General features: G+C 35.7%; 24 protein-coding genes. 13 read left to right on the plus strand and 11 right to left on the minus strand.

The genetic code is table 11. From position 1 onward, the window contains the following. Nucleotides 1-8: 8 nt before the first annotated feature. Both A8B35_RS21695 and A8B35_RS21700 read right to left on the minus strand, forming a co-directional pair. Nucleotides 9-1,028 carry an NAD-dependent epimerase/dehydratase family protein gene (locus A8B35_RS21695; protein WP_068475596.1) on the minus strand — a complete coding sequence of 340 codons (1,020 nt, stop codon included), beginning with the start codon at nt 1,026-1,028 and terminating at the stop codon, nt 9-11. A 10-nt stretch (nt 1,029-1,038) separates the two neighbouring features. After that, a complete protein-coding gene (locus tag A8B35_RS21700) occupies nt 1,039-1,446 on the minus strand; it encodes an OsmC family protein (protein WP_068475598.1) in 408 nt (135 codons plus the stop codon). Between the two features lie 116 nt (nt 1,447-1,562). Here A8B35_RS21700 and A8B35_RS21705 point away from each other — a divergent pair, with 116 nt between their 5' ends. From A8B35_RS21705 to A8B35_RS21720, 4 genes are all read left to right on the plus strand, one after another. Next, nucleotides 1,563-2,168 (plus strand): riboflavin synthase, encoded by a 606-nt coding sequence (locus A8B35_RS21705; protein ID WP_068475600.1) that lies wholly within the window; start codon nt 1,563-1,565, stop codon nt 2,166-2,168. Nucleotides 2,169-2,205: 37 nt separating this feature from the next. Beyond that, nucleotides 2,206-3,510, plus strand: coding sequence for a tyrosine--tRNA ligase (tyrS, locus tag A8B35_RS21710; RefSeq protein WP_068475602.1), 1,305 nt, complete (start codon nt 2,206-2,208; stop codon nt 3,508-3,510). Nucleotides 3,511-3,634: 124 nt separating this feature from the next. Beyond that, nucleotides 3,635-4,144 (plus strand): hypothetical protein, encoded by a 510-nt coding sequence (locus A8B35_RS21715; protein ID WP_068475604.1) that lies wholly within the window; start codon nt 3,635-3,637, stop codon nt 4,142-4,144. A gap of 256 nt (nt 4,145-4,400) precedes the next feature. Continuing rightward, complete coding sequence (locus A8B35_RS21720; protein ID WP_068475606.1) at nt 4,401-5,114, plus strand: DUF6261 family protein; 714 nt, start codon at nt 4,401-4,403, stop codon at nt 5,112-5,114. A gap of 683 nt (nt 5,115-5,797) precedes the next feature. Here A8B35_RS21720 and bioD read toward each other — a convergent pair. The 8 genes from bioD to A8B35_RS21760 form a co-directional block, all read right to left on the minus strand. Further along, on the minus strand, nt 5,798-6,469 hold the full coding sequence (gene bioD / locus A8B35_RS21725; protein ID WP_068475608.1) for a dethiobiotin synthase: 672 nt from the start codon (nt 6,467-6,469) through the stop codon (nt 5,798-5,800). A 6-nt stretch (nt 6,470-6,475) separates the two neighbouring features. Then, nucleotides 6,476-7,234, minus strand: a complete 759-nt coding sequence (gene bioC / locus A8B35_RS21730; RefSeq protein ID WP_068475681.1) for a malonyl-ACP O-methyltransferase BioC — start codon at nt 7,232-7,234, stop codon at nt 6,476-6,478. A gap of 11 nt (nt 7,235-7,245) precedes the next feature. Further along, complete coding sequence (locus tag A8B35_RS21735; RefSeq protein ID WP_068475610.1) at nt 7,246-7,908, minus strand: DUF452 family protein; 663 nt, start codon at nt 7,906-7,908, stop codon at nt 7,246-7,248. Further along, a complete protein-coding gene (locus A8B35_RS21740) occupies nt 7,905-9,071 on the minus strand; it encodes an aminotransferase class I/II-fold pyridoxal phosphate-dependent enzyme (RefSeq protein ID WP_068475612.1) in 1,167 nt (388 codons plus the stop codon). The genes A8B35_RS21735 and A8B35_RS21740 overlap by 4 nt, the downstream gene beginning before the upstream one ends. Then, a complete protein-coding gene (bioA, locus tag A8B35_RS21745; protein WP_068475614.1) occupies nt 9,065-10,363 on the minus strand; it encodes an adenosylmethionine--8-amino-7-oxononanoate transaminase in 1,299 nt (432 codons plus the stop codon). The genes A8B35_RS21740 and bioA overlap by 7 nt, the downstream gene beginning before the upstream one ends. Before the next feature lie 287 nt (nt 10,364-10,650). Then, nucleotides 10,651-11,628, minus strand: coding sequence for a biotin synthase BioB (gene bioB, locus A8B35_RS21750; protein WP_068475616.1), 978 nt, complete (start codon nt 11,626-11,628; stop codon nt 10,651-10,653). Between the two features lie 54 nt (nt 11,629-11,682). Next, nucleotides 11,683-11,979: a hypothetical protein gene (locus A8B35_RS21755; RefSeq protein ID WP_068475618.1), complete on the minus strand. Its 297-nt coding sequence runs from the start codon at nt 11,977-11,979 to the stop codon at nt 11,683-11,685. A 65-nt stretch (nt 11,980-12,044) separates the two neighbouring features. Then, a complete protein-coding gene (locus A8B35_RS21760) occupies nt 12,045-13,643 on the minus strand; it encodes a hypothetical protein (RefSeq protein ID WP_075604029.1) in 1,599 nt (532 codons plus the stop codon). Between the two features lie 66 nt (nt 13,644-13,709). On the opposite strand from A8B35_RS21760, the gene A8B35_RS21765 reads away from it, so the two are divergent. After that, nucleotides 13,710-14,390, plus strand: coding sequence for a hypothetical protein (locus tag A8B35_RS21765; RefSeq protein WP_068475622.1), 681 nt, complete (start codon nt 13,710-13,712; stop codon nt 14,388-14,390). A gap of 88 nt (nt 14,391-14,478) precedes the next feature. Here the strand turns inward: A8B35_RS21765 and A8B35_RS21770 are convergent, their stop codons facing one another. Then, nucleotides 14,479-15,717, minus strand: a complete 1,239-nt coding sequence (locus A8B35_RS21770) for an ATP-binding cassette domain-containing protein (protein ID WP_068475624.1) — start codon at nt 15,715-15,717, stop codon at nt 14,479-14,481. Between the two features lie 198 nt (nt 15,718-15,915). Between A8B35_RS21770 and A8B35_RS21775 the strand changes: the two genes are divergently transcribed. From A8B35_RS21775 to rbfA, 8 genes are all read left to right on the plus strand, one after another. After that, nucleotides 15,916-16,635, plus strand: a complete 720-nt coding sequence (locus A8B35_RS21775; RefSeq protein WP_068475626.1) for a hypothetical protein — start codon at nt 15,916-15,918, stop codon at nt 16,633-16,635. Nucleotides 16,636-16,701: 66 nt separating this feature from the next. Further along, nucleotides 16,702-17,142, plus strand: coding sequence for a DUF417 family protein (locus A8B35_RS21780; protein WP_068475629.1), 441 nt, complete (start codon nt 16,702-16,704; stop codon nt 17,140-17,142). 3 nt (nt 17,143-17,145) lie between these two features. Further along, nucleotides 17,146-17,727 carry an LOG family protein gene (locus A8B35_RS21785; protein ID WP_068475630.1) on the plus strand — a complete coding sequence of 194 codons (582 nt, stop codon included), beginning with the start codon at nt 17,146-17,148 and terminating at the stop codon, nt 17,725-17,727. 22 nt (nt 17,728-17,749) lie between these two features. Continuing rightward, nucleotides 17,750-18,898 (plus strand): DUF4271 domain-containing protein, encoded by a 1,149-nt coding sequence (locus A8B35_RS21790; RefSeq protein WP_068475633.1) that lies wholly within the window; start codon nt 17,750-17,752, stop codon nt 18,896-18,898. Nucleotides 18,899-18,920: 22 nt separating this feature from the next. Further along, the gene (locus A8B35_RS21795; RefSeq protein ID WP_068475635.1) at nt 18,921-19,670 is read left to right on the plus strand and encodes a uroporphyrinogen-III synthase; all 750 of its coding nucleotides are present in this window, start codon (nt 18,921-18,923) and stop codon (nt 19,668-19,670) included. Nucleotides 19,671-19,746: 76 nt separating this feature from the next. Beyond that, entirely contained in the window at nt 19,747-20,148 is a 402-nt protein-coding gene (locus tag A8B35_RS21800; RefSeq protein WP_068475637.1) for a ribonuclease P protein component, read from the plus strand. After that, a complete protein-coding gene (yidD, locus tag A8B35_RS23800; RefSeq protein ID WP_071792540.1) occupies nt 20,141-20,395 on the plus strand; it encodes a membrane protein insertion efficiency factor YidD in 255 nt (84 codons plus the stop codon). The genes A8B35_RS21800 and yidD overlap by 8 nt, the downstream gene beginning before the upstream one ends. Before the next feature lie 66 nt (nt 20,396-20,461). Next, on the plus strand, nt 20,462-20,800 hold the full coding sequence (gene rbfA / locus A8B35_RS21810; RefSeq protein WP_068475683.1) for a 30S ribosome-binding factor RbfA: 339 nt from the start codon (nt 20,462-20,464) through the stop codon (nt 20,798-20,800). The last annotated feature ends 2 nt before the right edge of the window (nt 20,801-20,802 follow it).

The following is a 20,802-nucleotide window of genomic DNA, read 5'->3' on the forward strand; positions in this document are numbered from 1 at the left end:
AATTCAGATTATAGACAAACCTCGCTTGTTTCTTTATAGTAATTAACACTTTCTGTTATTGTCGTATTAAACGGAGTATAATTGAATTGTATATGCTCTTTGATTGCCTCCCCTGAATACTGCGTTCTTTTTAAAGAGGTACGCGCTGATTCTTTGGTTATCATCGGCTCTGAGCCTGTTATTTTATTTTTTAATTTCTCAAAACGCCACCCTAAGTTAACCAATATCTTTTTGGCTCGTATGGAAGGACGCTTAACACCCAATCCATCCGCAATGCGATTGAATAAATCTTGATAAGTTAAATTGGCACCATTTAAAATAAACCGCTCGTTTTGCACATCACTCTTCACTAAAGTAACCATGGCTGTTACCACATCACGAACATCAACAAAACCGGTCCCTCCTGTGGTGTAGAATTTCATTCCTTTTGCAATAGTTTGAATTGTACGAGGACTACCTTGACTCCAATCTCCAGGTCCTATTATAACCGATGGATTTACAATAACTGCATTTAATCCTTCTTTAGTAGCGCGCCATACCTCCATCTCCGATTTAAACTTACTCAAGCTATAAACCGAATGATCTTTACCTCCCTGCCAATATGAAAATTCATCAATTACTTCGCCGTTTTTAGAATTCCCTAAACTAGCGATTGAACTCACAAAACAGAATTTCTTAATTCCCATTTCCAATGACAAGTTTACCAAATTAGCAGTTCCTTCTTCATTAGTTCTCATCAGCTCATGGCGCATCTTTGGATTAAAAGACACCATGGCACCTGTATGATAAACTACCTCGATATTTTTTAATGACTCACGCAAAGAATCGTAATCAAGTAAATCACCATCAACCCACTCTATCAAATCAAAGTAACTTAGGGCATCTGCACCATAAAATCCAAAAATGTGTTTTGTTTTATTCAAATTAGAACTAGGACGTTTCAGCACCCTCACCCTTTCTCCTGCTTTTAACAACTTATATAATAAATGTCCGCCAACTAATCCGGTACCCCCAGTTACTAATATCATATAGAATCTATTACCAATTAAAAATAAAGCTTTGTTTTACATCGGGATGCAAACTTAAGGCCACAGGACATGAACTTGCTACTCGCTCAATTAATAGTTTATCTTTATCGGCGTAAGCCTTTTTAGGGAAATTTACTTCAACAATTATCTCCTTAACTCGGCGCGGACTATCATTCATTATTTTTGTAATGTTTAACTCCGTACCCTTAATATCAATATTGTTGTCCATCGCTTTTATGCCCATAATGGTCATTACACAATCACCAAGTGCAGTAGCTAATAAATCAGTTGGCGAAAAAGCCTCACCTTTGCCTCTATTATCAACGGGTGCATCCGTTATTATAACTTCTCCCGATTGCAAGTGCTGATTCTCGGTTCTTAGTTCTCCTAAATATTTGGTTTTAACCGTTACGCTCATACTAATATTATCTCTATTGTTAATTGTTTATACATGTGATATAAACAGTTCAAAAATAGTCAAATCTTTTATGTAATTTTGCCACACTAAAAGTAAACAACTAAAAAAATTAAGATATGTTCTCAGGTATTGTAGAAGAAGCAGCTATAATAACCAATCTAAAAAAAGATGGTGGCAACCTTCATCTTACATTAGAATGCTCTTTTGTAGATGAATTAAAAATTGACCAAAGTATTGCTCACAATGGCGTTTGCTTAACTGTGGTTGAAAAAACTGAAAAAACATATACTGTTACTGCTATTCAAGAAACTTTAGATAAATCGAACCTCGGACATTTAAACGTAGGTGATAAAGTAAATTTAGAGCGCAGTATGATTATGAATGGCCGATTAGATGGACATATTGTTCAGGGCCATGTTGATCAAACAGCTAAATGTATCGAAATTAAAGAAGCTGATGGCAGTTGGTACTTTACTTTCCAATATGACATTAACAAAGAAAAGGCCGCTGAAGGTTATATGACTGTTGAAAAAGGATCAGTTACTGTTAATGGTTGTAGCTTAACGGTTGTAAACTCAAAAGACGATCGTTTTTCTGTTGCTATTATCCCATACACATATGAGTTCACAAACTTCCACCAATTTAAAGTTGGAAGCGTAATCAACCTTGAGTTTGATATACTAGGAAAATACATTTCTCGTATAATGGGATTGAGATCATAATTAAGAAACAACGTAAATAACAAAACAAACATATCATATGAATTTTGTTGAAGAATTAAAATGGCGTGGCATGGTTCACGACATGATGCCAGGAACCGAAGAACTATTGCAAAAGGAAATGACGAGTGCTTATGTAGGTATTGACCCTACGGCCGACTCATTACACATTGGCCACTTGGTTTCTGTAATGATGCTGAAGCACCTTCAGGTGTGTGGGCACAGACCAATAGTTTTAGTAGGTGGTGCTACTGGTATGATTGGTGATCCATCAGGGAAATCTGATGAGCGTAACCTTTTGGATGAAGAAACACTTCAGAAAAACCAAGATGGACTTAAAGCACAATTAAGTCGCTTTTTAGATTTTGAGGGAGATGCTGAAAATAAAGCATTAATGGTTAACAATTACGATTGGATGAAGGAATTCTCATTCCTTGGTTTTATCCGTGATATTGGTAAGCATATTACTGTTAACTATATGATGGCTAAAGATTCAGTAAAGAAACGTATTACAGGAGAAGCCAACTCAGGATTATCGTTTACAGAGTTTACTTACCAGCTAGTGCAAGGAACCGATTTTTACCACTTATACAATACTTACAATTGTAAGTTACAGATGGGTGGTTCTGATCAGTGGGGAAATATTACTACAGGTACTGAGTTAATCCGCCGCATGGCTAAAGAAGGCGAAGATGCTAAAGCCTACGCTTTAACTTGTCCGCTAATTACCAAAGCCGATGGTGGTAAATTTGGTAAAACAGAGTCAGGTAACATTTGGTTAGATCCTGCTCGTACGAGTCCTTATAAATTCTACCAATTCTGGTTAAACACAAGTGATGCTGATGCTGAAAAATACATCAAAATTTTTACTTTATTAAGCCAAGAAGAGGTAAGCAACTTAGCTAAAGAACATGCCGAGGCACCTCACGCACGTGCTTTGCAAAAAAGGTTAGCCGAAGAAATTACTGTAATGGTTCATGGCCGCGAAGCCTATGACGCCTCGGTTGAAGCCAGCCAAATTTTATTTGGTAAAGCAACTACTGATGCACTTAAAAAAATAGATGAAGATACTTTCTTAGCCGTTTTTGAAGGTGTACCAACGCATACTGTAGCTAAAGCTGATATTGAAGCAGGCTTAAACATTGTTGAGTTGTTAGCAACTAACACCAATATATTTCCATCAAAAGGCGAAGCGCGCAAAACCATTAAAGGTGGTGGTGTAAGCTTAAATAAAGAAAAAGTAGCTAACGCTGATGTTGTTGTGAATACCGATGCTTTATTAAATAACAAATATTTATTGGCTCAAAAAGGAAAGAAAAATTACTTTGTGATTATTGCAGAATAATAGATAAAGTACATATTTTATATTAAGGCCGGACATAGTTCCGGCTTTTTTTATGCTTAAGAGTATCTCAATTAAATAATCCTTAGTAATTTTAGGCCTCATCATTATTACTTGAAACCTTCGTATGAAGAAAGCACTTTTATTACTCATCTGCATAATTGGAATATCAATTAACGTTAAAGCACAAAAAGAGATGCTTGTGTTTTATAATGATAGTGCCAGGCAAGCCATTGGGGTTAAAAAATATGGCACGGTAATGCTTGAGTACAAAGGCTATTTAAACCAAACAGAGTTAAAAACAAATACTATTATAGAAATATCAGACAGTACCGTTGTTCTTGCGAAACCTCGCATTTTTAATGGACCTACACAACACCATAGCATCATGCTCAATGATATTACTGGTTTTAGAAAAGTGAGCACAGGTAGTCAACTCTTAAAAACAGCTATCATATTGGGAGTAACGGTAGGTTCATACTTTGCCATTAGTAATAACGACAATTTTAGCAACACCGAGCAAGTGGTGTATGCCACAGCAATAGGACTAGGCACTACCTACGGACTCAAGCTAATTTTCCCGATGAACAGACCTAAATATTTCTTTAAAGATGGCTGGAAAGTAAGAAGTAGGTAATTCAACTGTATATAGAAGACTCGTTTATTTTTCATTGCCAAAACAATGTTTGCATCAACAAACACTCCAACATTGCCGCACATTCTACATTTCATATTCATTAGCAATCCAATGCTACTTAAGAGTAATACAATCGTCATTATTTAAATGTTTTCGAACACATTAGCATAATAATTAATTGCAAATGATTAATTTAATAGTATTATTTAATCTGTGAGTAAATACTTTAACTCACTTAACCCTAATACTAATTCTAATGGAAAAAGTAATTGGCCACAGCCGAACCACAGAAGTTGGTTCTTTATTGACTTTAATAATCAATTCCTACAAATCATCACAAATTACTAATTCATTTCTCGATTCACTATTTGTGCACCTAGGCGAAAGAAACATGCAATTACTAACAGCAGTTAGCCGCTCCAAAATAACCAATATGTTGGATGATAAAGATGAGATGCGTGATGAAAAAATTCGATCGCTTTATTATGTGCTTCTTGGAGCATCACATCACCCTGATACTGCAATTGCTAATGCAGGTTTAACTTTATTAGCTATTTTTGATAAGTATGGCTTGGCTATGTTGCGCCAGAGTTATGCCAACGAGTCTACCTTACTAAATTCACTAATTCAGGATTTTGAAGATCCGCTTTTAGCTTCAGATATAGCGCTGGTAGCTGGTTGTTCAATTTTAATTGGAGACCTAAAAACTATGCAAAGCGACTACGAACTAGTTCATATTCAATTTGAAGAGGATAAGGCCCTACAAGGTCATCTATTATCAGCAACTGAACTTAAAAAGGAACTGATATACAATATAAACACTAAACTAGTAGTTTATCTTGAGGCAATGATTTTGGCAGAGCCAAAGTCATTCGGAAACTTAACACGTTCTATTGCACAAATTATTGCCGATAATAATGCCGCTGTAAAAAAAAGAAGAAAAATTCATGTTGAAGAATTAACAGTATAATGAAACTCAGGTTTATTTTTATCAGAAGAGCGCTAATTAAGGCACGCTTCTAGTTGATTTAGGTTTATTAATTAAATTAAAAGTTGGAAAGCTCTGTTTTCCAACTTTTTTCTCTCAAACCCTAGTTACCAACAGCTATTCACATACTTTTAAACAAGCAACACACATTTTATCAACAGACAAGTTACTTTGTTAAAAAAACATGAAACCCTACCAACAGTGAACCAACAGCTATTCAATAGATATTCACACAGAAATAAACACGCGCAGTTTATAAACCCCCTCTTTTTGTTAATAACCCATATTAAGCTGAAAATAGTCCGCTTTAACCTATAAAAATAGCTTTGTTAATAAGTTTATGATTTTATCCAACATCCTATTTAGTAAATTATTGAGGTTTTTTACCCTTAGCTCAAAAGGTAATTAACAAATCCCCATATCTTTTAAACCGCTTATTAAAGGTTTATGAACAGAAATTGTGGAAAAACTGGTGCCACGTTCATACATTTACCAACAGTATATAAACGGATATAAACACTTATCACAAGCTATTCACAAAATAACCAACAGATCACGTTTATAAACCCCTATTTTTTGTTGATAACTCAAGATTTCAACAAAAAGAGGGCTTTAATCGCCGAACTTGAGCTATGTTAATAAGTTAAGAGGTGAATCAATAACACTTATACAAACCAGTTTTCAAGTTGCAGACCCTTGTTTGATGTGTTTAGTTCAGGCACCTCACCCCATAAAGCATCGGGATAATAACACAAAAGGTGCTGCTTAATAATTTTAGCCGAATCTTTAGTAATTAAGGGATCGCTAACGGGATAGTGGTTGTAGATAATTCCGTATAGCGGGATGCCTTTACTTTTTAGAACTTCGAGTGATAGTAAGGTATGGTTTATGGAACCTAATCTGCCTGAGGTAACTAAAATAACCGGAGCATTAAGCTCTTTTATAAAATCGACCAATAAAGTTCTGGGGTTTAGAGGCACCATTAATCCACCAACACCTTCTAATAGAACATTAGAATATTGCTTTTGTAATGTTTGATAGGCTGTTTTAATTTTAGCAGGGTTTATTTCAGTGTCAACCATTTGGGCCGATAAATGTGGCGATGCAGGAAATGGAAATAAATAAGGACAGCTTGTTCCATCCTCATCTAGATCTTGCCAAGGCATATCCATTATTTTACGATGCATTTCTATATCATCTGATCGCTCAACACAACCTGTTTGTGCCATTTTCATGGAGATAACATCATCACCCTTATCGAGCATGTACTTTGCCAATAACCCGGTAACAATAGTTTTTCCGGCGTCAGTATCGATGGCTGTGACTATATAATTCATATTATATCATTTTCGTTTCAACACTAATAAATAGGGGTGGTAAGTTAAAGGGTAACCAGCATTGTGTTTGTAATTTTCGTATTTATCAACAAAGTTCTGAAAATGCCTTTTGGTCCATTTACAATTCGCGGTTCCGTTTACACCCGTATAACGCATGTGCTTTAACACATCATAAGCACTTTTAAAATACAATTGCTGATGCCACTCTTTTTGATCCACAACTTCAAAATAATCAGAAGCCAATTGCATCACCTCAAACACATCAGGATAGGCTATTCCATGAGTAGTAATCTCTTTAATCTCGGTATAATTATCAGGACCAAACGACGATAAAATAAGATAACCGTTCTCCTCCAGGCAATCATGCATCTTGCTAAAAAAGAGACTCAAATTTTTTATCCATTGAATTGTCGCTCCTGAGCAAATAAGGTACTGCCGTTTAGGAAAATCAACAGCTTCGATATCGCCAGCAATAAACTGAAAAGTAGCACAAGAATTGGCTTCAACAATCTCCTGAATAACAGAATTAGTACACGGCACTAAATCATTTGCAGCATAATGTTTGGGAGAAAAATAATTGAGCACTGCCTTTGTTAACAAACCAGTACCACTGCCCAATTCAAGAATATTGTCCACTTGGCTCCCATCAATATAGCCCTTTGCCAGATCTACTAAATCAACAGCCATTTTTGCCTGTACTGCGGCATGCTCAATGTAGGTTTCTTTAGCACTACAGAAACGTTGCTTTAATAATTGTTTATTCATCACATGTGATTTTATTGGCAGAGCTGTATCCACTGCGTATAATTATAAAAACAAAAGTGGGGAGCTTCAATGGTCTGAATTTCTGATTTTCCCTCCCAAAAGGTCTGCTGATTTTTTGCCGTAAATATCATATCATCATGCCCAATGATAGCTTTAGTAAAAGAGTTAGTCGATAATTGATGTGATTGAAAGTGACGATATAAACAAGCCAATTCTGCTTTCTGATTCTCAAAGCTTCGCTTAGGCGGATGAGACTGAAACTGCAGCCAAGCATCTCCTCCTCCGCACATGCGCCGCTGAAACTTGCCAAAAGTTCTATCATTTAACCCTTGTAAAGTGCCCTCTGCAATTGCTTTGGGTATACCTGCACTTTCATTAATTGGCGCTAGTGTACCATTAAAGGCTGTGGCGCTCGTAGCATTAACCTGAGCTATTTCCATAATATATTGTGCTACCCAAACCCCAAAGCTCCAAGCAGCAACATGCACTTGCTGATAAGATTTAATGGCATCTATAATGGCATCTTCAATTAATAGTGATGAATAATCGTAGAATATCAACACATCGGTACCACCGCATTTTAAAAACTGAAAACCTTCACTGTCGCAAGCCCATCCATTAAAAAATACAATCAGCTTGTCATTCTGGCAATTATTAACCCACGTATGTTTCATTGTCTCAATCTTTGTTTTTCAGTATTGATGATATCTATGGCTTTTAATAGTTCTGCCTCCTTAATATTTGCTGTGAGCGATAAGCGTAAACGCGCAGTGCCGGCGGGTACTGTTGGTGGACGAATAGGAAATACCAAATATCCTTTCTTCTGCAAGTAAAGCGATAACTGAACGGCAGCACTGTTCTCACCAACTATAAAAGGCACAATAAATCCCTGATGCAAACCCGAATTATACAGTACTTCTTTTGTTTTAATGCAGAGATCAAGCAACTGCTTTCTCTGTATCTTAAAGCTTGGCATGCGCCGAATAATAAACATTGACCACGCCATATTTACAGCCGGAAGTGCTGTTGTAAACAGTAAGGTGCGGGCCTTATTAATCAACATTTGCTGTAAGTCTTTTGAAAAAACGGCGTAGGCTCCAACCGAAGCCAAAGCTTTTCCCATGGTTCCCACCAAAATATCAATATCAGATACCACTCCCTGAAGTTCACACAGTCCCAGTCCATTTTCGCCAACGGCACCCACGGCATGTGCTTCATCCACATACAAAATAGCATCGTATTTTTGCTTCAGCTGAACCAAGATGCCTAGGTCGGCTTCATCTCCATCCATACTAAAGATAGATTCGCTTACAATAAATACATTGTTGTAGGAGCTTCGCTTTTTTTGCAAGATAGATTCCAAGTGTTCATAATCGAGATGGCGGTAACGAATTTGCTCTGCATTAGACAACCGTATGCCATCAATTATACTAGCATGACATAATTTATCGCTTAATATCAAATCCTCTTTTCCGCTAATAGCGGGAAGAATACCTGCATTAGCATGATAACCACTATTGAAAAACAAGGCTGCTTCTGCTCCATATAAATGCTTTAACAGCCCCTCGGTTTCATCATATAAATTGGAATTTCCAGTCAATAATCGCGAAGAAGAACTTCCGAACTGAAGCCACTCAGGGTTCTCTAAAAGCTGCTTGGTAAACTCCAACTTTAAGGGTTCGTAGGTAGCCAGTCCCAGATAATCATTACTCGATAAATTGAGCATCTTCTGTCCTTCGAAACTACAATACCCATCCTTTAAGTGCGCTACAGAACGAAGATTACGCTGCAAGCCTTCTTCAGATATTTGAGCCAATTGCTTTTTAAAATCTAACATACAAGTGCTTTGGTACTTTCAACAACAACCTTACACACAGCATCGCATAGCTTCTGTAGTTCAGCATCGGTAATAATAAAAGGAGGCATTAGATAAACCAACTTCCCGAAGGGGCGCACCCAAACACCAGCCTCAACAAACATGGCTTGTATACTTGCCATATCAACCGCTTCGTTCAACTCCACAACCCCTATAGCCCCCAATACACGAACATCCGCAACAGCGGTATTTTCTTTTAAGGATGATAAGCCATTGCGCAAGGTATTTTCGATGTGTTGTACTTTGTTTTGCCAATTACTTTGAAGCAATAACTCTATACTTGCATTGGCCACTGCACAGGCCAAAGGATTTCCCATAAAAGTAGGGCCGTGCATAAAAACACCTGGCTCGCCATTACTAATAGTATCCGCTACATTTGCAGTGGCTATGGTGGCAGCAAAGCTCATGTATCCGCCCGTAATGGCTTTTCCTAGGCACATTATATCAGGCCTTACACTAGCAAAATTACAGGCGAACAGCTGACCTGTTCTACCAAAGCCTGTGGCTATTTCATCTGCAATTAAGAGTACATTGTAATCTTCACATAAAGTTTTTAGTCCTGCCAGATATTGAGGATGATAAAAGCGCATACCACCGGCTCCTTGCACTATGGGTTCAATAATAATCGCCGCTATTTCATCGCTATTTTCACTTAATATCTTTTCCATCGGAACTAGCGACTCTGGCTTCCACTCTGTATCAAAAGCAATGCTTGGTTGTTCTGCAAAATAATGAATGGGCAGTTTGCCATTAAAAATATGATGCATACCTGTACCAGGATCACATACCGACATGGCATTCCACGTATCGCCATGATATCCATTGCGCACCGTAGCAAACTTAGTTTTAGTTTTACTACCCTTGGCATACCAATATTGTAGTGCCATTTTCATGGATACTTCTACCGCAACGGAACCCGAATCGCAGTAGAAAACTTTTTCTAAACCATCGGGTGTAATGTTAATTAACTGCTCGGCTAACTCAACAGCCGGTTCGTGTGTTAATCCGCCAAACATTACGTGCGACATATTTTTAAGCTGCTTTTCTATGGCGGCATTTAAAACAGGGTGATTGTAGCCATGCACGGCAGCCCACCACGATGACATGCCGTCAGTTAGCTGCCTGCCATCCTTTAGATGAATGGTGCAGCCCTCGGCCTTACTTACCGGATACACGGGTAAGGGATTTGTAGTAGATGTGTAGGGGTGCCAGATATGTTCTTTGTCGTATTCTAATAACTTATTTGTCTGCATTGGGTAATGTTTAATAGTATGTAAGTTTTAGGGCTGAAGGCTGAAGTGTTAGACAGTAGAATAGCCATACCTTCCAAGTCTAGCTTCGGCCTCTTTTTAAAGGGCTTCTGTTTTTAATAAGGTTTTAGTAAGACTGGGAAGCTGAGGGCTTTGCTCGAAGATCACCCAGCCGCACTTAAACCGTTTAAAATAAAGAAGACTTTTAAAAAGCAGCCGACGGACTTTTTGTCTACTTTTTGGTCTGTAGCAAAAAGTAGAAGCCCTTACGGCTTGAGTATTTTATCAGGCTACTTTGAACAACAACTTTGCTTCTCAACCGAAAAACCGGCTTGTTCAAAAGCGGCTTTATCTTGCTTAATATTTGTTCCAACCGTAGTTAAATAATCTCCTACCAAAGCAGCACTTACCCCGGCTTTTAAGGCCTTCTCTTGAATATGAGCAATTAAACTTCTACCGCCAGCCAAACGTATATTCGCACTTGGATTAATAAATCGAAACAAGGCAAAGGCAGTTAAAATTTCCTCATCGCTAAGTTTGGCTGTACCTTCCATGGCAGTGCCTTCAACCGGCATTAGGATATTAATTGGAATAGATTCAATTTCTAATTCCTTCAAAGCAAAAGCCATTTCTATGCGCTGCTCTTGCGATTCGCCCATGCCAATAATACCTCCTGAGCAAACACCCATACCTAGTTCTTTAGCATGACGAATGGTGCGCATCTTTTCTTCTATACTATGCGTTGTCACTAAAGACGGAAAAAATGACGGCGCCGTTTCAATATTACAGTGATAATGCTTTACTCCTGCCTCTTTCAGTTGCATTAAGTCTGATTTGTTAAGCAAACCCATTGAGGCACAAAGGTGAATAGGCGTATCATTCTGAATTTTTTTATACACTCCGCAAAGTTGAGTTAAGTTACTTTTTGATATTTTTCGGCCACTAGTTACTAAGGAGAATTTATGCACCCCTTTGGCAGCATTTTCTTTGGCCAACGCTTCAGCTTCCTTTAAATCAACCAACTCGTATTCCTCAATATCGGTTTTATGAAACATGGATTGCGAGCACCATTTGCAATCTTGCGTGCACTTGCCTGATTTGGCATTCATGATACTGCACATATCAAAATGATCACCTTTAAAGAACTTACGAATATCATCTGCCGCAGCATACAATTCTTCTTTATCCTTTAATTGAGCCAACGCAATAGCCTCGCTATTTGTAATGGCACCACCTGCTAAAATTCTGTTTTTAATTTCGTTAACCATAGCACAAAAAAAAAGCCGTTAACCAGAGCAAAGCTCCAATTAACGGCAGTTATATTATCGTTTATATTTATTTTTTATAGCACATTCTGCATCAACAGCAACTGTTAATGGTAACAACTCTAATAATTCCTGATCTTGCAATTCATCCGTATCATCATCAACCGACAATTTTAGAATAGCTTCAAACACAGCACTCAGCTGATTTAAAGCATCACCAACCCATTGAGCTGCTGATATAGAAAGATTACCAATACTCACCTCTTTGCCTATTGAAGCAAAAGCTGCATAAGCATTACGGCTCCATTGTTTAAAACGAAACTGGCGGTTTGTATATGAATATCCTGTTTTCATTGCCTTGCAAAACTAATATAAAAAAAGTAAAATTGCTTGTATCTAAATACAATGATTATAACTAATTAGTTTAATGATATTTTCATAACCCCCATTTTAGTGCTATAAAAAAGCCCTAAATAACCTCTCGGTTTTGTTTTCTGAAAAGGAACTACTACTTGACCACTATCTTCTCCTAAAGATCTCATAAACTCAGGCATAACCGTAAGCTTATTATCTTTATTATTTAAGATTGGGGTTTTAGTATACGTTCCATCACTCTTCAACTCCGAACCCACTAAAATAGCGCCTTTTAGCTTCTTTAAAGTAGACAGATCCTTTGCATTTCTAATATCTTTCGTTAAATTTCTTTTGTGCTCATTATACAAGTAAACAAGATCATTACCTGTCTTTAATGTACCAAAAGACAATGCAAATCCACCATCATTAACTGTATGCTGTTTCTTAGGGATATCTGTAAACTGTAGAATTTCCCCTTCATTACTTACAACTGTAGTAAATAAATTTCCACGTTCGTAATGATGCGTAGTTGTAGTACCTCCATTTTGAGAAGTATGTGTAACTATATAATCTCGTCTTTGCTCAGCAACAATGTAATAATTACCATTCTCCAATTTATGAATATCGCGAAGACTAAAGGAATTAGAAACACCTCTCTTTTTTTCTGAATTGGATAATTTTTTATCAGAATTTAATTGGGCAATAATATCATTAGGTAAACTTTTAGATTCGGCTTTAGTAATTGCTTTTGTTTCAAGATCAATAAGCATGTAATACACACCATTAATCCCCTTTGTTCGTTTTGCAGAAGTGTGAATATCTGCATAAAATCCTGCGCAAACAGCCACCCCATCGGTTTCATTTAAGCGTATTCCTACATCCTCAATCTTCTTACCTGGCAACTCAATCTTATACTTACTCATTGCACCGCCATCAGGTTCAACTAGTAAGGCCTCAAAAAACTTGGTATCTGTTCGTTTTTCTTTATCTTCCTTATCTACTTGAACAAGTAAAAGCACCTCTCCACCATTACATACGTAATAATCTAAAACACGAACATCTTGATTTTTGTAGGGAAGCTGAACTTTTGCACTTGAAATATTTTTTAATTCCCCATCATATACCCTTAACAAATAATCTAAATCTGCTTTCTTTTTATTATCAGGGGTTTTTATTACAATAAACTTTGTACTATCCTGACTAGGCCATACTTTATATTTATTTGTTCTCTTACTTGAAATACTTGGTTCTGAGTTAATCAACTTAGCCTTACCAATCTTTTCCCCTTTTAAAGTGAATGACTGCGCATAAAGGCGATGCGTTTTACTCTTCTTTTCAAAAGTTTCAAACATAACAATAACCTTATTGTCAGCAAATAACGTTTTAGTATAAATAAATCCTTTTGCAAAAGGTGCACCTTTTCCAATTAACTCTACCTCATTTATTATTTGCAAAGTATTCGCATCATATACCTTTAATGAGTATTCTTTGCCCTTACCATCATTACGACTTACAATGTGTACATAATCATCTACACCTCCAGCAAATCTAATAATTGATCCTGAGCTAACCTTCTCATATTTACTTACATTTACTTTAAACTCTTTGGCATTTACGTTTAGTGCAATAATTACTGCGCAAAGAAATAGCATTATACGATTCATTTTCATTTGTTTAGGTTAATATAATATTGTTTATTTGCAACAAATAAACAAAAAATTAATATTATTATGGCCAAGATTCTTCACTTAATATCTATTATTCTCCTTTTAAGTCAAAATTCATTCTCACAAGAAACAACAGTAGTCACCTATAACGCTTTCAATTCCGAAGAAACTCTTAACAAAGAGAGCATCAAACAATACAAAAACGCATTAAACACTAACCTTTTTCTTTTACCAAGAGGAACATTCATAATCAATTATGAACGCGCACTAAATAATTATTTCACTTTTGAAATAGGTGCTGGTTTAACACATAAAGACTATTTATATAACTTCGATTTAGATGATATGTCTAACGATACCAATACTGAATATAAAATCGCTTATGCATATAATGCCTCAATAAAATTTTTTCCTAAAGAGCAGTATGATTTAGAGGGTTTTTATATATCTCCTTATTACCGATATCGAAAACATACAGAAACGTATAATAGTGTAGATGTAGAGAATAACGAATACTATGCTAATAACGATATGATAGTTCAAGAAACCGCATTATTATTTGGCTATTCTGCACTATCCTACAGTGATGTATTGTTCGATTACTACATAGGTATTGGATATAGAAACCGCAATTATACCCAGTTTTCTTATAATGATAATAATACAGGTGGTTTAGTAGCCCAAGATATTAATGAGGGCACGCCCACTATATTACTTGGTTTAAAAATTGGCTTTAATTTTTGATTATTAAACTAATTTTCGGTAGTATTTACCCATGAAAGCAATAGCTTCAAGGGTAAATATTATTTATATAAAACTTGGAATATTTCTTTTAAAGAACTTCTCCTATTGACCCCTCAGCGCTTGGAGTCAGGACATATTTTTTATCGGGCTTTAAGCCTAGTTCTGTGCGGTGCGAAACATATAAAATGGCCGAATCGCTTTCGTTAGCAATTTTATTTATCAAACTTACCATCATATTAGCATGCTTATCGTCAAGCCCGGTAGATGGTTCATCTAAAATTAATAAAGGCGGATATTTCACCATGGCACGCGCTATCAATATCATGCGTTGCTCTATCTGAGAAAGCTTATAAAATAAAGTTTGGGCCTTATCTTTTAAACCTAAAAGCGATAGCCATTGCATCGCCAATCGCTGTTGTATATCTGTTGGCCTGCGATACAAACCAACACTATCTACTAAGCCCGAAATAATCATATTCTCGGCTGTATGATTACCGCTAAATAATTCGGTCATTGATGGGGTGAAATAGCCAATCTTTTCTTTAATCTCCCAAACCGATTCTCCCGTTCCTTTTTTATGCCCAAATAAAAATAAATCCACTCCATACGCCTTCGGATTATCTCCGTAAATCATAGTAAGCAAGGTAGTTTTACCCGATCCATTGGGCCCAATTAAATGCCAAAATTCACCTTTCTGAATCTTCCAATTGAGCTTCTTTATAATGCATCGCTCATCGTAGCTTACCGTAACATTCTTTAGCTCAACTAACACTTGAGACACTTCAATTAATTTTCCTGCTGCAGCAGGAAGTGCATTTACAAAAACATCTTTATTCTGATGAATTAAACTTTCCTTAAAAGAATTTAGACTATGCCTTTTAACCAGCTTTTCTTTTTCCAATACCAATACATCGGTAATAAACGGAAGTATATCATGCTCGCGCTTAAACAACTGAATAATAGGAACTACTTTACTTAATTCTAAAATACTTTCTTTGAGCGAAGCCACCGAAGCCACATCTAAACAATCAAATGGGTTATCTAAAATTAAAAATTCAGGCTTTTGGTTAATTAAATAGATTAGAAGTGCTTTTTTCTGCTCCCCGCTTGAATAGGTTCTAATACTTCTACTCTTATCGAGCGATAAAGCAAAATTATCAAGACGCATTTCATCATCAATCATCTTTTCGAGTGTTACATTTGAAAAAAGTAACCCCCGTTTATTATCTAATTCTGGTAAATCTTTTTCTTTTTGCGGACTTAAAATATGCTTAACCCAATCTCCTTTTACAGAGATTGATTCACTTTCAATGGCGTAATGCTTCACAATTCTACTCAGTTTTGGTGCGCTACAAATTTAGCATTTTCAATTTATCGAAGTAAAAAATAGAACATAAGGGTATCAAAAGCGAGTACATATAGTTCTTTTTAAGCTTTTTTCACTTTAAACCCCTGCATAAACAGTCATTTATCTTAATAAAATTGATAATTTTGATCCTAGACCGACAAAAAAAACAACAACTACATGAATTATCTAGAATCCGCAGCAAACTTAAAATCTCTCATTGAAAAAGCGAATATTCAATTACTCGCTTCGAATGAAGCCAAACTACAAGAACCCAACAAAGCATTGTTACGCACAAACTTTGGTAAAGAAGTGAGCCTTCCCATGGAGGAATTTACCAATAGTTTCGTACAAAAAATATTATCGGAGTACGAATCAGAAGCCATTGTAATAAGTGACTTTGTTGCTACAAGAGAAAACGACAAAGAATTACACTACTTTTTATATAAAGGCTACCACAAGCTGTTTAATAAGGGCTTAGTTTATTATCAGTTGGTAAACAAAGCAACTTATGAACCCATAGGAGAATTACAGTTCAGCAATATTGAGGATAATATCTTCTATTCTGTTGAGGAACCTAAGGACGAAGAGAGCTCTTGCAATGCTGTTGAAACAAAAGAGAATACGGTTAAGAATCCGTCCATCGCGTTTCTAATTGGGCATATGAACGAAGAACGTTTATTGTTTGATATTAACCGTTTGATATTTGAAACGGCTAACAATGTGCAGAAGCACAAAGGGCGCAATTTTACTTTCCACATACAGGTATCTAAATTTGGAGGAACTGTAAAACGTGAATTTATTAAACAACTAGATAGATTAAAGACTGATATTGACAAATACATCCACTCAACTTATCCGAATAGCCAGTTTATTTTAGATTTGGATGAACTGAAGTAAAGTCAGGTTTCAAACTTCAATTGATATTAACTATCTTCGAAACCGAATTAGAAAATATCAATTTGCATGAAAAACCTTCTCAGCAAAATTTTAAAATCATTTGGCATATTTATGCTAAGATATGGCCTTGCCTTTGTAATTATCTGGCTTGGCTTTTTAAAATTCAAGAACTTTGAAGCAGATTATACACGCCAACTTATTAGTGGCGGATATGTTTCGTGGGTACTAAAATACATTACCCCTTATGCTTTAAACTCTATTATTGCCTACCTACAAATTGCAACAGGTATACTTATTATGCTTAAGCCCGTTTCTCGTCCACTATCATTCTGGGGAGGGCTTATTGCTGTAATAATGTTTACACTTAGCGCATCTTTACTCTTTACATCTGATTATGTGTGGTTAGCAGGCTACGGCTTCCCTGAGTTATCAAAAGCCGGGCAAACCATATTAAAAGATTTTATTTTACTTGGCGCATCTGCATGGTGCGTAGGAGATAGTTTATAAATTATGACAATAAAAAGAGTTTGCGTATTCTGCGCTTCAAGCCCCAAAGTAGATCAATACTACTTAGACCAAGCCACACAACTTGGCAAAATATTAGCCCAAAAAGATATTGCCATGAACTACGGTGGTGGCGAAATAGGTTTAATGGGAGCTGCCGCCAATGCAATGCTAAGTAACAAAGGCTCGGTACGAGGAGTTATTCCTCAATTTATGGTTGAGGTAGAATGGGCTCACAAAGGCGTTGAAGATATGGTGATTACACAAACCATGGCCGAGCGCAAACAGCTTTTAGTTGAAGGTGTTGATGCTATTATTGTATTACCCGGCAGCACAGGCACATTAGAAGAACTTGCCGAAGTACTTTCTAATAAAAAACTAGGCTTATTTAATAAACCCATAGTGATTGTTAATGCTAAAGGTTTTTATACTCCGCTCATTAAAATGCTGAAGCTAATGATAGAAGAAAACTTTATGACAGGCGAAAACGCTAAGTTATGGATTGAAATACCTTCTATTGAAAACATTGTAGAAGTTATTTCGCAAGAATTAAGAGATAGTAAAACAACCAATAATTCAATATTATAATACTGGTGATTATATAAATTTAATGAAGTACTTTGCACCTCAAAATACAATAACTGCTGATAGCACAAGCACTGAGATTAAACCCAGTTTGAATTCTGAACTAAAGGTTAAATCATCAACTACAATTACTTCTATACCTGAAACTCCAGTTCGATTTCAGGTACAAAAGAGATATACACCGCGTAAAAAAATAAAATATTATACCCCTAGTGCTGAAGATTCGATTAAATACAATCTTAAAGTTCGTCCTATAAATAATAAAAGTCCACTATTTGACAATGTAGTTAATGACTACCTAAACCCAATCCCACGCAGTGATAAACAATGGGTCAACACCGCTACAACTAATAACTCAGGGATTATTGATATCATTAAAAATGAGATAGAAAATGAAGAAATAAATCAGACCTTAAACAGTTTAGCCCTCGAAGCAGACTCCATCATCAATCAAGAAAATAACACCAGAACTGAAACACAAACTTTAGTAGGTGAAAACTCAAAGCTAAAAGAAGGTCAGTTTATTTCAAGCACAGATAAAGATGTTATCTCTGGGCTTTTAATATTTGTGATTGCCATTGTTGGATTTCTTCGTATCAGCAATTTCAAATACCTTAAGGAATTATTTTCGTCATTAATTTATAGTCAAGCAGCCCGAAAATTAACCACCACATTTAGTACTCAAAATCAATTACCGTCTTTTGTACTAAATGTTCTTTTTGTGCTAAATGCATCCATATTTTTATATTTATTCAGCAGTTATTTTCAGTTATCTCATGTAAAATTACTGGGACTATGGTTAATTCCAATCAGTATGCTCATAATTCTTGCCTATTTTACCTTCAAAGCAGGAATGTATAGATTGGTAGCTTATATTTTTGATACCACTGATCAAACAAAAGAATATTTATGGATTGGCCAAAGACATAGTAAAATAGGAAGTTTAATTCTATTACCATTTATTGCCATCATCCCATATATTGAGATCAGCATGGTGGAAATTCTATTAAAAATTGGAATATTATTGATGATCAGCCTCTATTTAATTCAGATTACAAGAGGTTTGCAATTAATTTTAGGTAATATAGCATCGTTATTTTACTTGTTTTTGTATCTTTGTGCCCTAGAAATTTTGCCTTTATTAATTATGTATAATATTTTTAAAGGGGCATAGTTGAAATTAAAACAGTAAAGCTTTGAAGATTAAAAGAATTTTGGTTTCACAGCCAAAGCCACAGACCGAAAAATCTCCATATTTCGAATTAGCGGAAAAAAACAATGTAAAAATTGATTTTAGACCATTCATTCAAGTTGAGAGCGTACCTACAAAAGAGTTTCGAACGCAGAAGATTAATATCCTTGATCACTCTGCTGTAATTTTCACAAGCCGTACGGCAATTGACAATTTCTTTAGAGTTGCTGAAGAAATGAGGGTTACTGTACCTGATGACATGAAATACTTCTGTATTAATGAAGCAACGGCTTACTATCTTCAAAAATACATTGTTTACCGTAAAAGAAAAATTTTCCATTCAACAGGTAAATTTCCTGACTTAGTAGATGTGATTAAGAAGCATAAGGACGAAACATTCCTTGTACCTCTTTCTGATATTCATAAGCAAGAGATTCCAGAGTTATTGGAGAAAAATAAGATTAAGTATTCAAAAGCTATTTTATATCGTACTGTTAGCAGTGACTTAAGCGATTTAAAAGACATTGATTATGATATAGTTGTTTTCTTTAGTCCATCTGGAATTACAAGTTTGTTACAAAACTTCCCTAATTGGAACCAGGATGAGACAATTATTGCAACTTTTGGTCCGGCAACAGCTAAAGCAGTTACTAATGCTGGATACAGATTAGATATTCAGGCTCCAATGCCAAAAGCTCCATCAATGACAATGGCTTTAGAGCAGTTTATCAAGCAGCACAACAAAGGCAAATAAACTACAACAAAAGATATATTTAATAAAAGGGCATTATTTAATGCCCTTTTTTACTCTATATAAACAAGCAAATAGAATGAACACAGACAACTTTTCGTTCCCTAAATCCGAAAGACTGTGCAGCCATAATGTTATTAACGATGTATTCAGCTCGGGAAAGGCTTTTGTTTGTTATCCTTTTAGAGTAATTTATTTAGATACTGAGTTACCACAGGATGTACATTCTCAGGTATTGTTCTCTGTTGGGAAACGAAAATTTAAAAGAGCTGTACACCGAAACTTATTAAGAAGGCGAAGTAAAGAAGCATATAGACTGCACCGACAAGGCTTACAAACATTACTTAAAGAAAAAAATCAACAAATTGCGATTGCAATGGTTTATATATCATCAAGTAAAATGTCGTATGATAGTATTGAAAAAGGTATGATTAAAGCCTTGGATAAATTATGCCAGAAGCTCAGTGAACCCAATGATTAGTTTCTTTCAACATATTGGATTTTGGATTAAAAGGTTCTTTACCTTCATTTTGATAATTCCCATTAAAATATATCAATATACCATATCTCCAATGTTAGGAGCATCATGCAGGTACACACCAAGTTGTTCTGCCTATTCTATACAAGCGCTTAAAAAACATGGCCCTATTAAAGGTCTTTACCTTGCCATTAAACGTATATTAAGCTGTAACCCGTGGGGCGGACACGGACATGATCCCGTTCCATAATCAATGCGAAAGCATATTGTTATTAAAGTAAAAAGATTATTTTCGTACAAAATAAAATCAAAAGCAATGGATTCTACCAGGCAAAAAAAAGTAAATAGATTACTCGAAAAAGAAATAAGCCAAATATTTATACAAGAAGCTAGAGTATTAACCTTAGGAACAATGGTTTCTGTTTCTAAAGTTCGTATTTCACCAGATTTAGGAATGGCAAAAGTTTACCTTAGCATATTCCCATCTAAAAATGCAGCTAATGTAATTGAAGAAATTAAAACAAAAGGTGGCCTAGTGCGTAAAGCATTAGGAATGAAAGCGGGAAAACAACTAAGAGTTATTCCTGATTTACAATTCTTTTTAGATGATTCATTAGATTATCTTGAAAATATTGACCGCTTACTAAAAGAATAACA

The organism is Saccharicrinis aurantiacus, from assembly GCF_001660705.2.
Taxonomy (GTDB): domain Bacteria; phylum Bacteroidota; class Bacteroidia; order Bacteroidales; family Marinilabiliaceae; genus Saccharicrinis; species Saccharicrinis aurantiacus.

Coding starts and splice junctions, on each gene's coding strand:
- A8B35_RS21720 (WP_068475606.1), top strand. CDS start 4,401: ATGGAAAAAGTAATTGGCCACAGCCGAACCACAGAAGTTGGTTCTTTA.
- A8B35_RS21735 (WP_068475610.1), bottom strand. CDS start 7,908: ATGAAACATACGTGGGTTAATAATTGCCAGAATGACAAGCTGATTGTA.
- A8B35_RS21780 (WP_068475629.1), top strand. CDS start 16,702: ATGAAAAACCTTCTCAGCAAAATTTTAAAATCATTTGGCATATTTATG.
- A8B35_RS21775 (WP_068475626.1), top strand. CDS start 15,916: ATGAATTATCTAGAATCCGCAGCAAACTTAAAATCTCTCATTGAAAAA.
- A8B35_RS21740 (WP_068475612.1), bottom strand. CDS start 9,071: ATGTTAGATTTTAAAAAGCAATTGGCTCAAATATCTGAAGAAGGCTTG.
- bioB (WP_068475616.1), bottom strand. CDS start 11,628: ATGGTTAACGAAATTAAAAACAGAATTTTAGCAGGTGGTGCCATTACA.
- A8B35_RS21785 (WP_068475630.1), top strand. CDS start 17,146: ATGACAATAAAAAGAGTTTGCGTATTCTGCGCTTCAAGCCCCAAAGTA.
- A8B35_RS21705 (WP_068475600.1), top strand. CDS start 1,563: ATGTTCTCAGGTATTGTAGAAGAAGCAGCTATAATAACCAATCTAAAA.
- yidD (WP_071792540.1), top strand. CDS start 20,141: ATGATTAGTTTCTTTCAACATATTGGATTTTGGATTAAAAGGTTCTTT.
- A8B35_RS21790 (WP_068475633.1), top strand. CDS start 17,750: ATGAAGTACTTTGCACCTCAAAATACAATAACTGCTGATAGCACAAGC.
- A8B35_RS21760 (WP_075604029.1), bottom strand. CDS start 13,643: ATGAATCGTATAATGCTATTTCTTTGCGCAGTAATTATTGCACTAAAC.
- bioD (WP_068475608.1), bottom strand. CDS start 6,469: ATGAATTATATAGTCACAGCCATCGATACTGACGCCGGAAAAACTATT.
- A8B35_RS21715 (WP_068475604.1), top strand. CDS start 3,635: ATGAAGAAAGCACTTTTATTACTCATCTGCATAATTGGAATATCAATT.
- A8B35_RS21695 (WP_068475596.1), bottom strand. CDS start 1,028: ATGATATTAGTAACTGGGGGTACCGGATTAGTTGGCGGACATTTATTA.
- tyrS (WP_068475602.1), top strand. CDS start 2,206: ATGAATTTTGTTGAAGAATTAAAATGGCGTGGCATGGTTCACGACATG.
- A8B35_RS21765 (WP_068475622.1), top strand. CDS start 13,710: ATGGCCAAGATTCTTCACTTAATATCTATTATTCTCCTTTTAAGTCAA.
- bioC (WP_068475681.1), bottom strand. CDS start 7,234: ATGAATAAACAATTATTAAAGCAACGTTTCTGTAGTGCTAAAGAAACC.
- bioA (WP_068475614.1), bottom strand. CDS start 10,363: ATGCAGACAAATAAGTTATTAGAATACGACAAAGAACATATCTGGCAC.
- A8B35_RS21800 (WP_068475637.1), top strand. CDS start 19,747: ATGAACACAGACAACTTTTCGTTCCCTAAATCCGAAAGACTGTGCAGC.
- A8B35_RS21755 (WP_068475618.1), bottom strand. CDS start 11,979: ATGAAAACAGGATATTCATATACAAACCGCCAGTTTCGTTTTAAACAA.
- rbfA (WP_068475683.1), top strand. CDS start 20,462: ATGGATTCTACCAGGCAAAAAAAAGTAAATAGATTACTCGAAAAAGAA.
- A8B35_RS21700 (WP_068475598.1), bottom strand. CDS start 1,446: ATGAGCGTAACGGTTAAAACCAAATATTTAGGAGAACTAAGAACCGAG.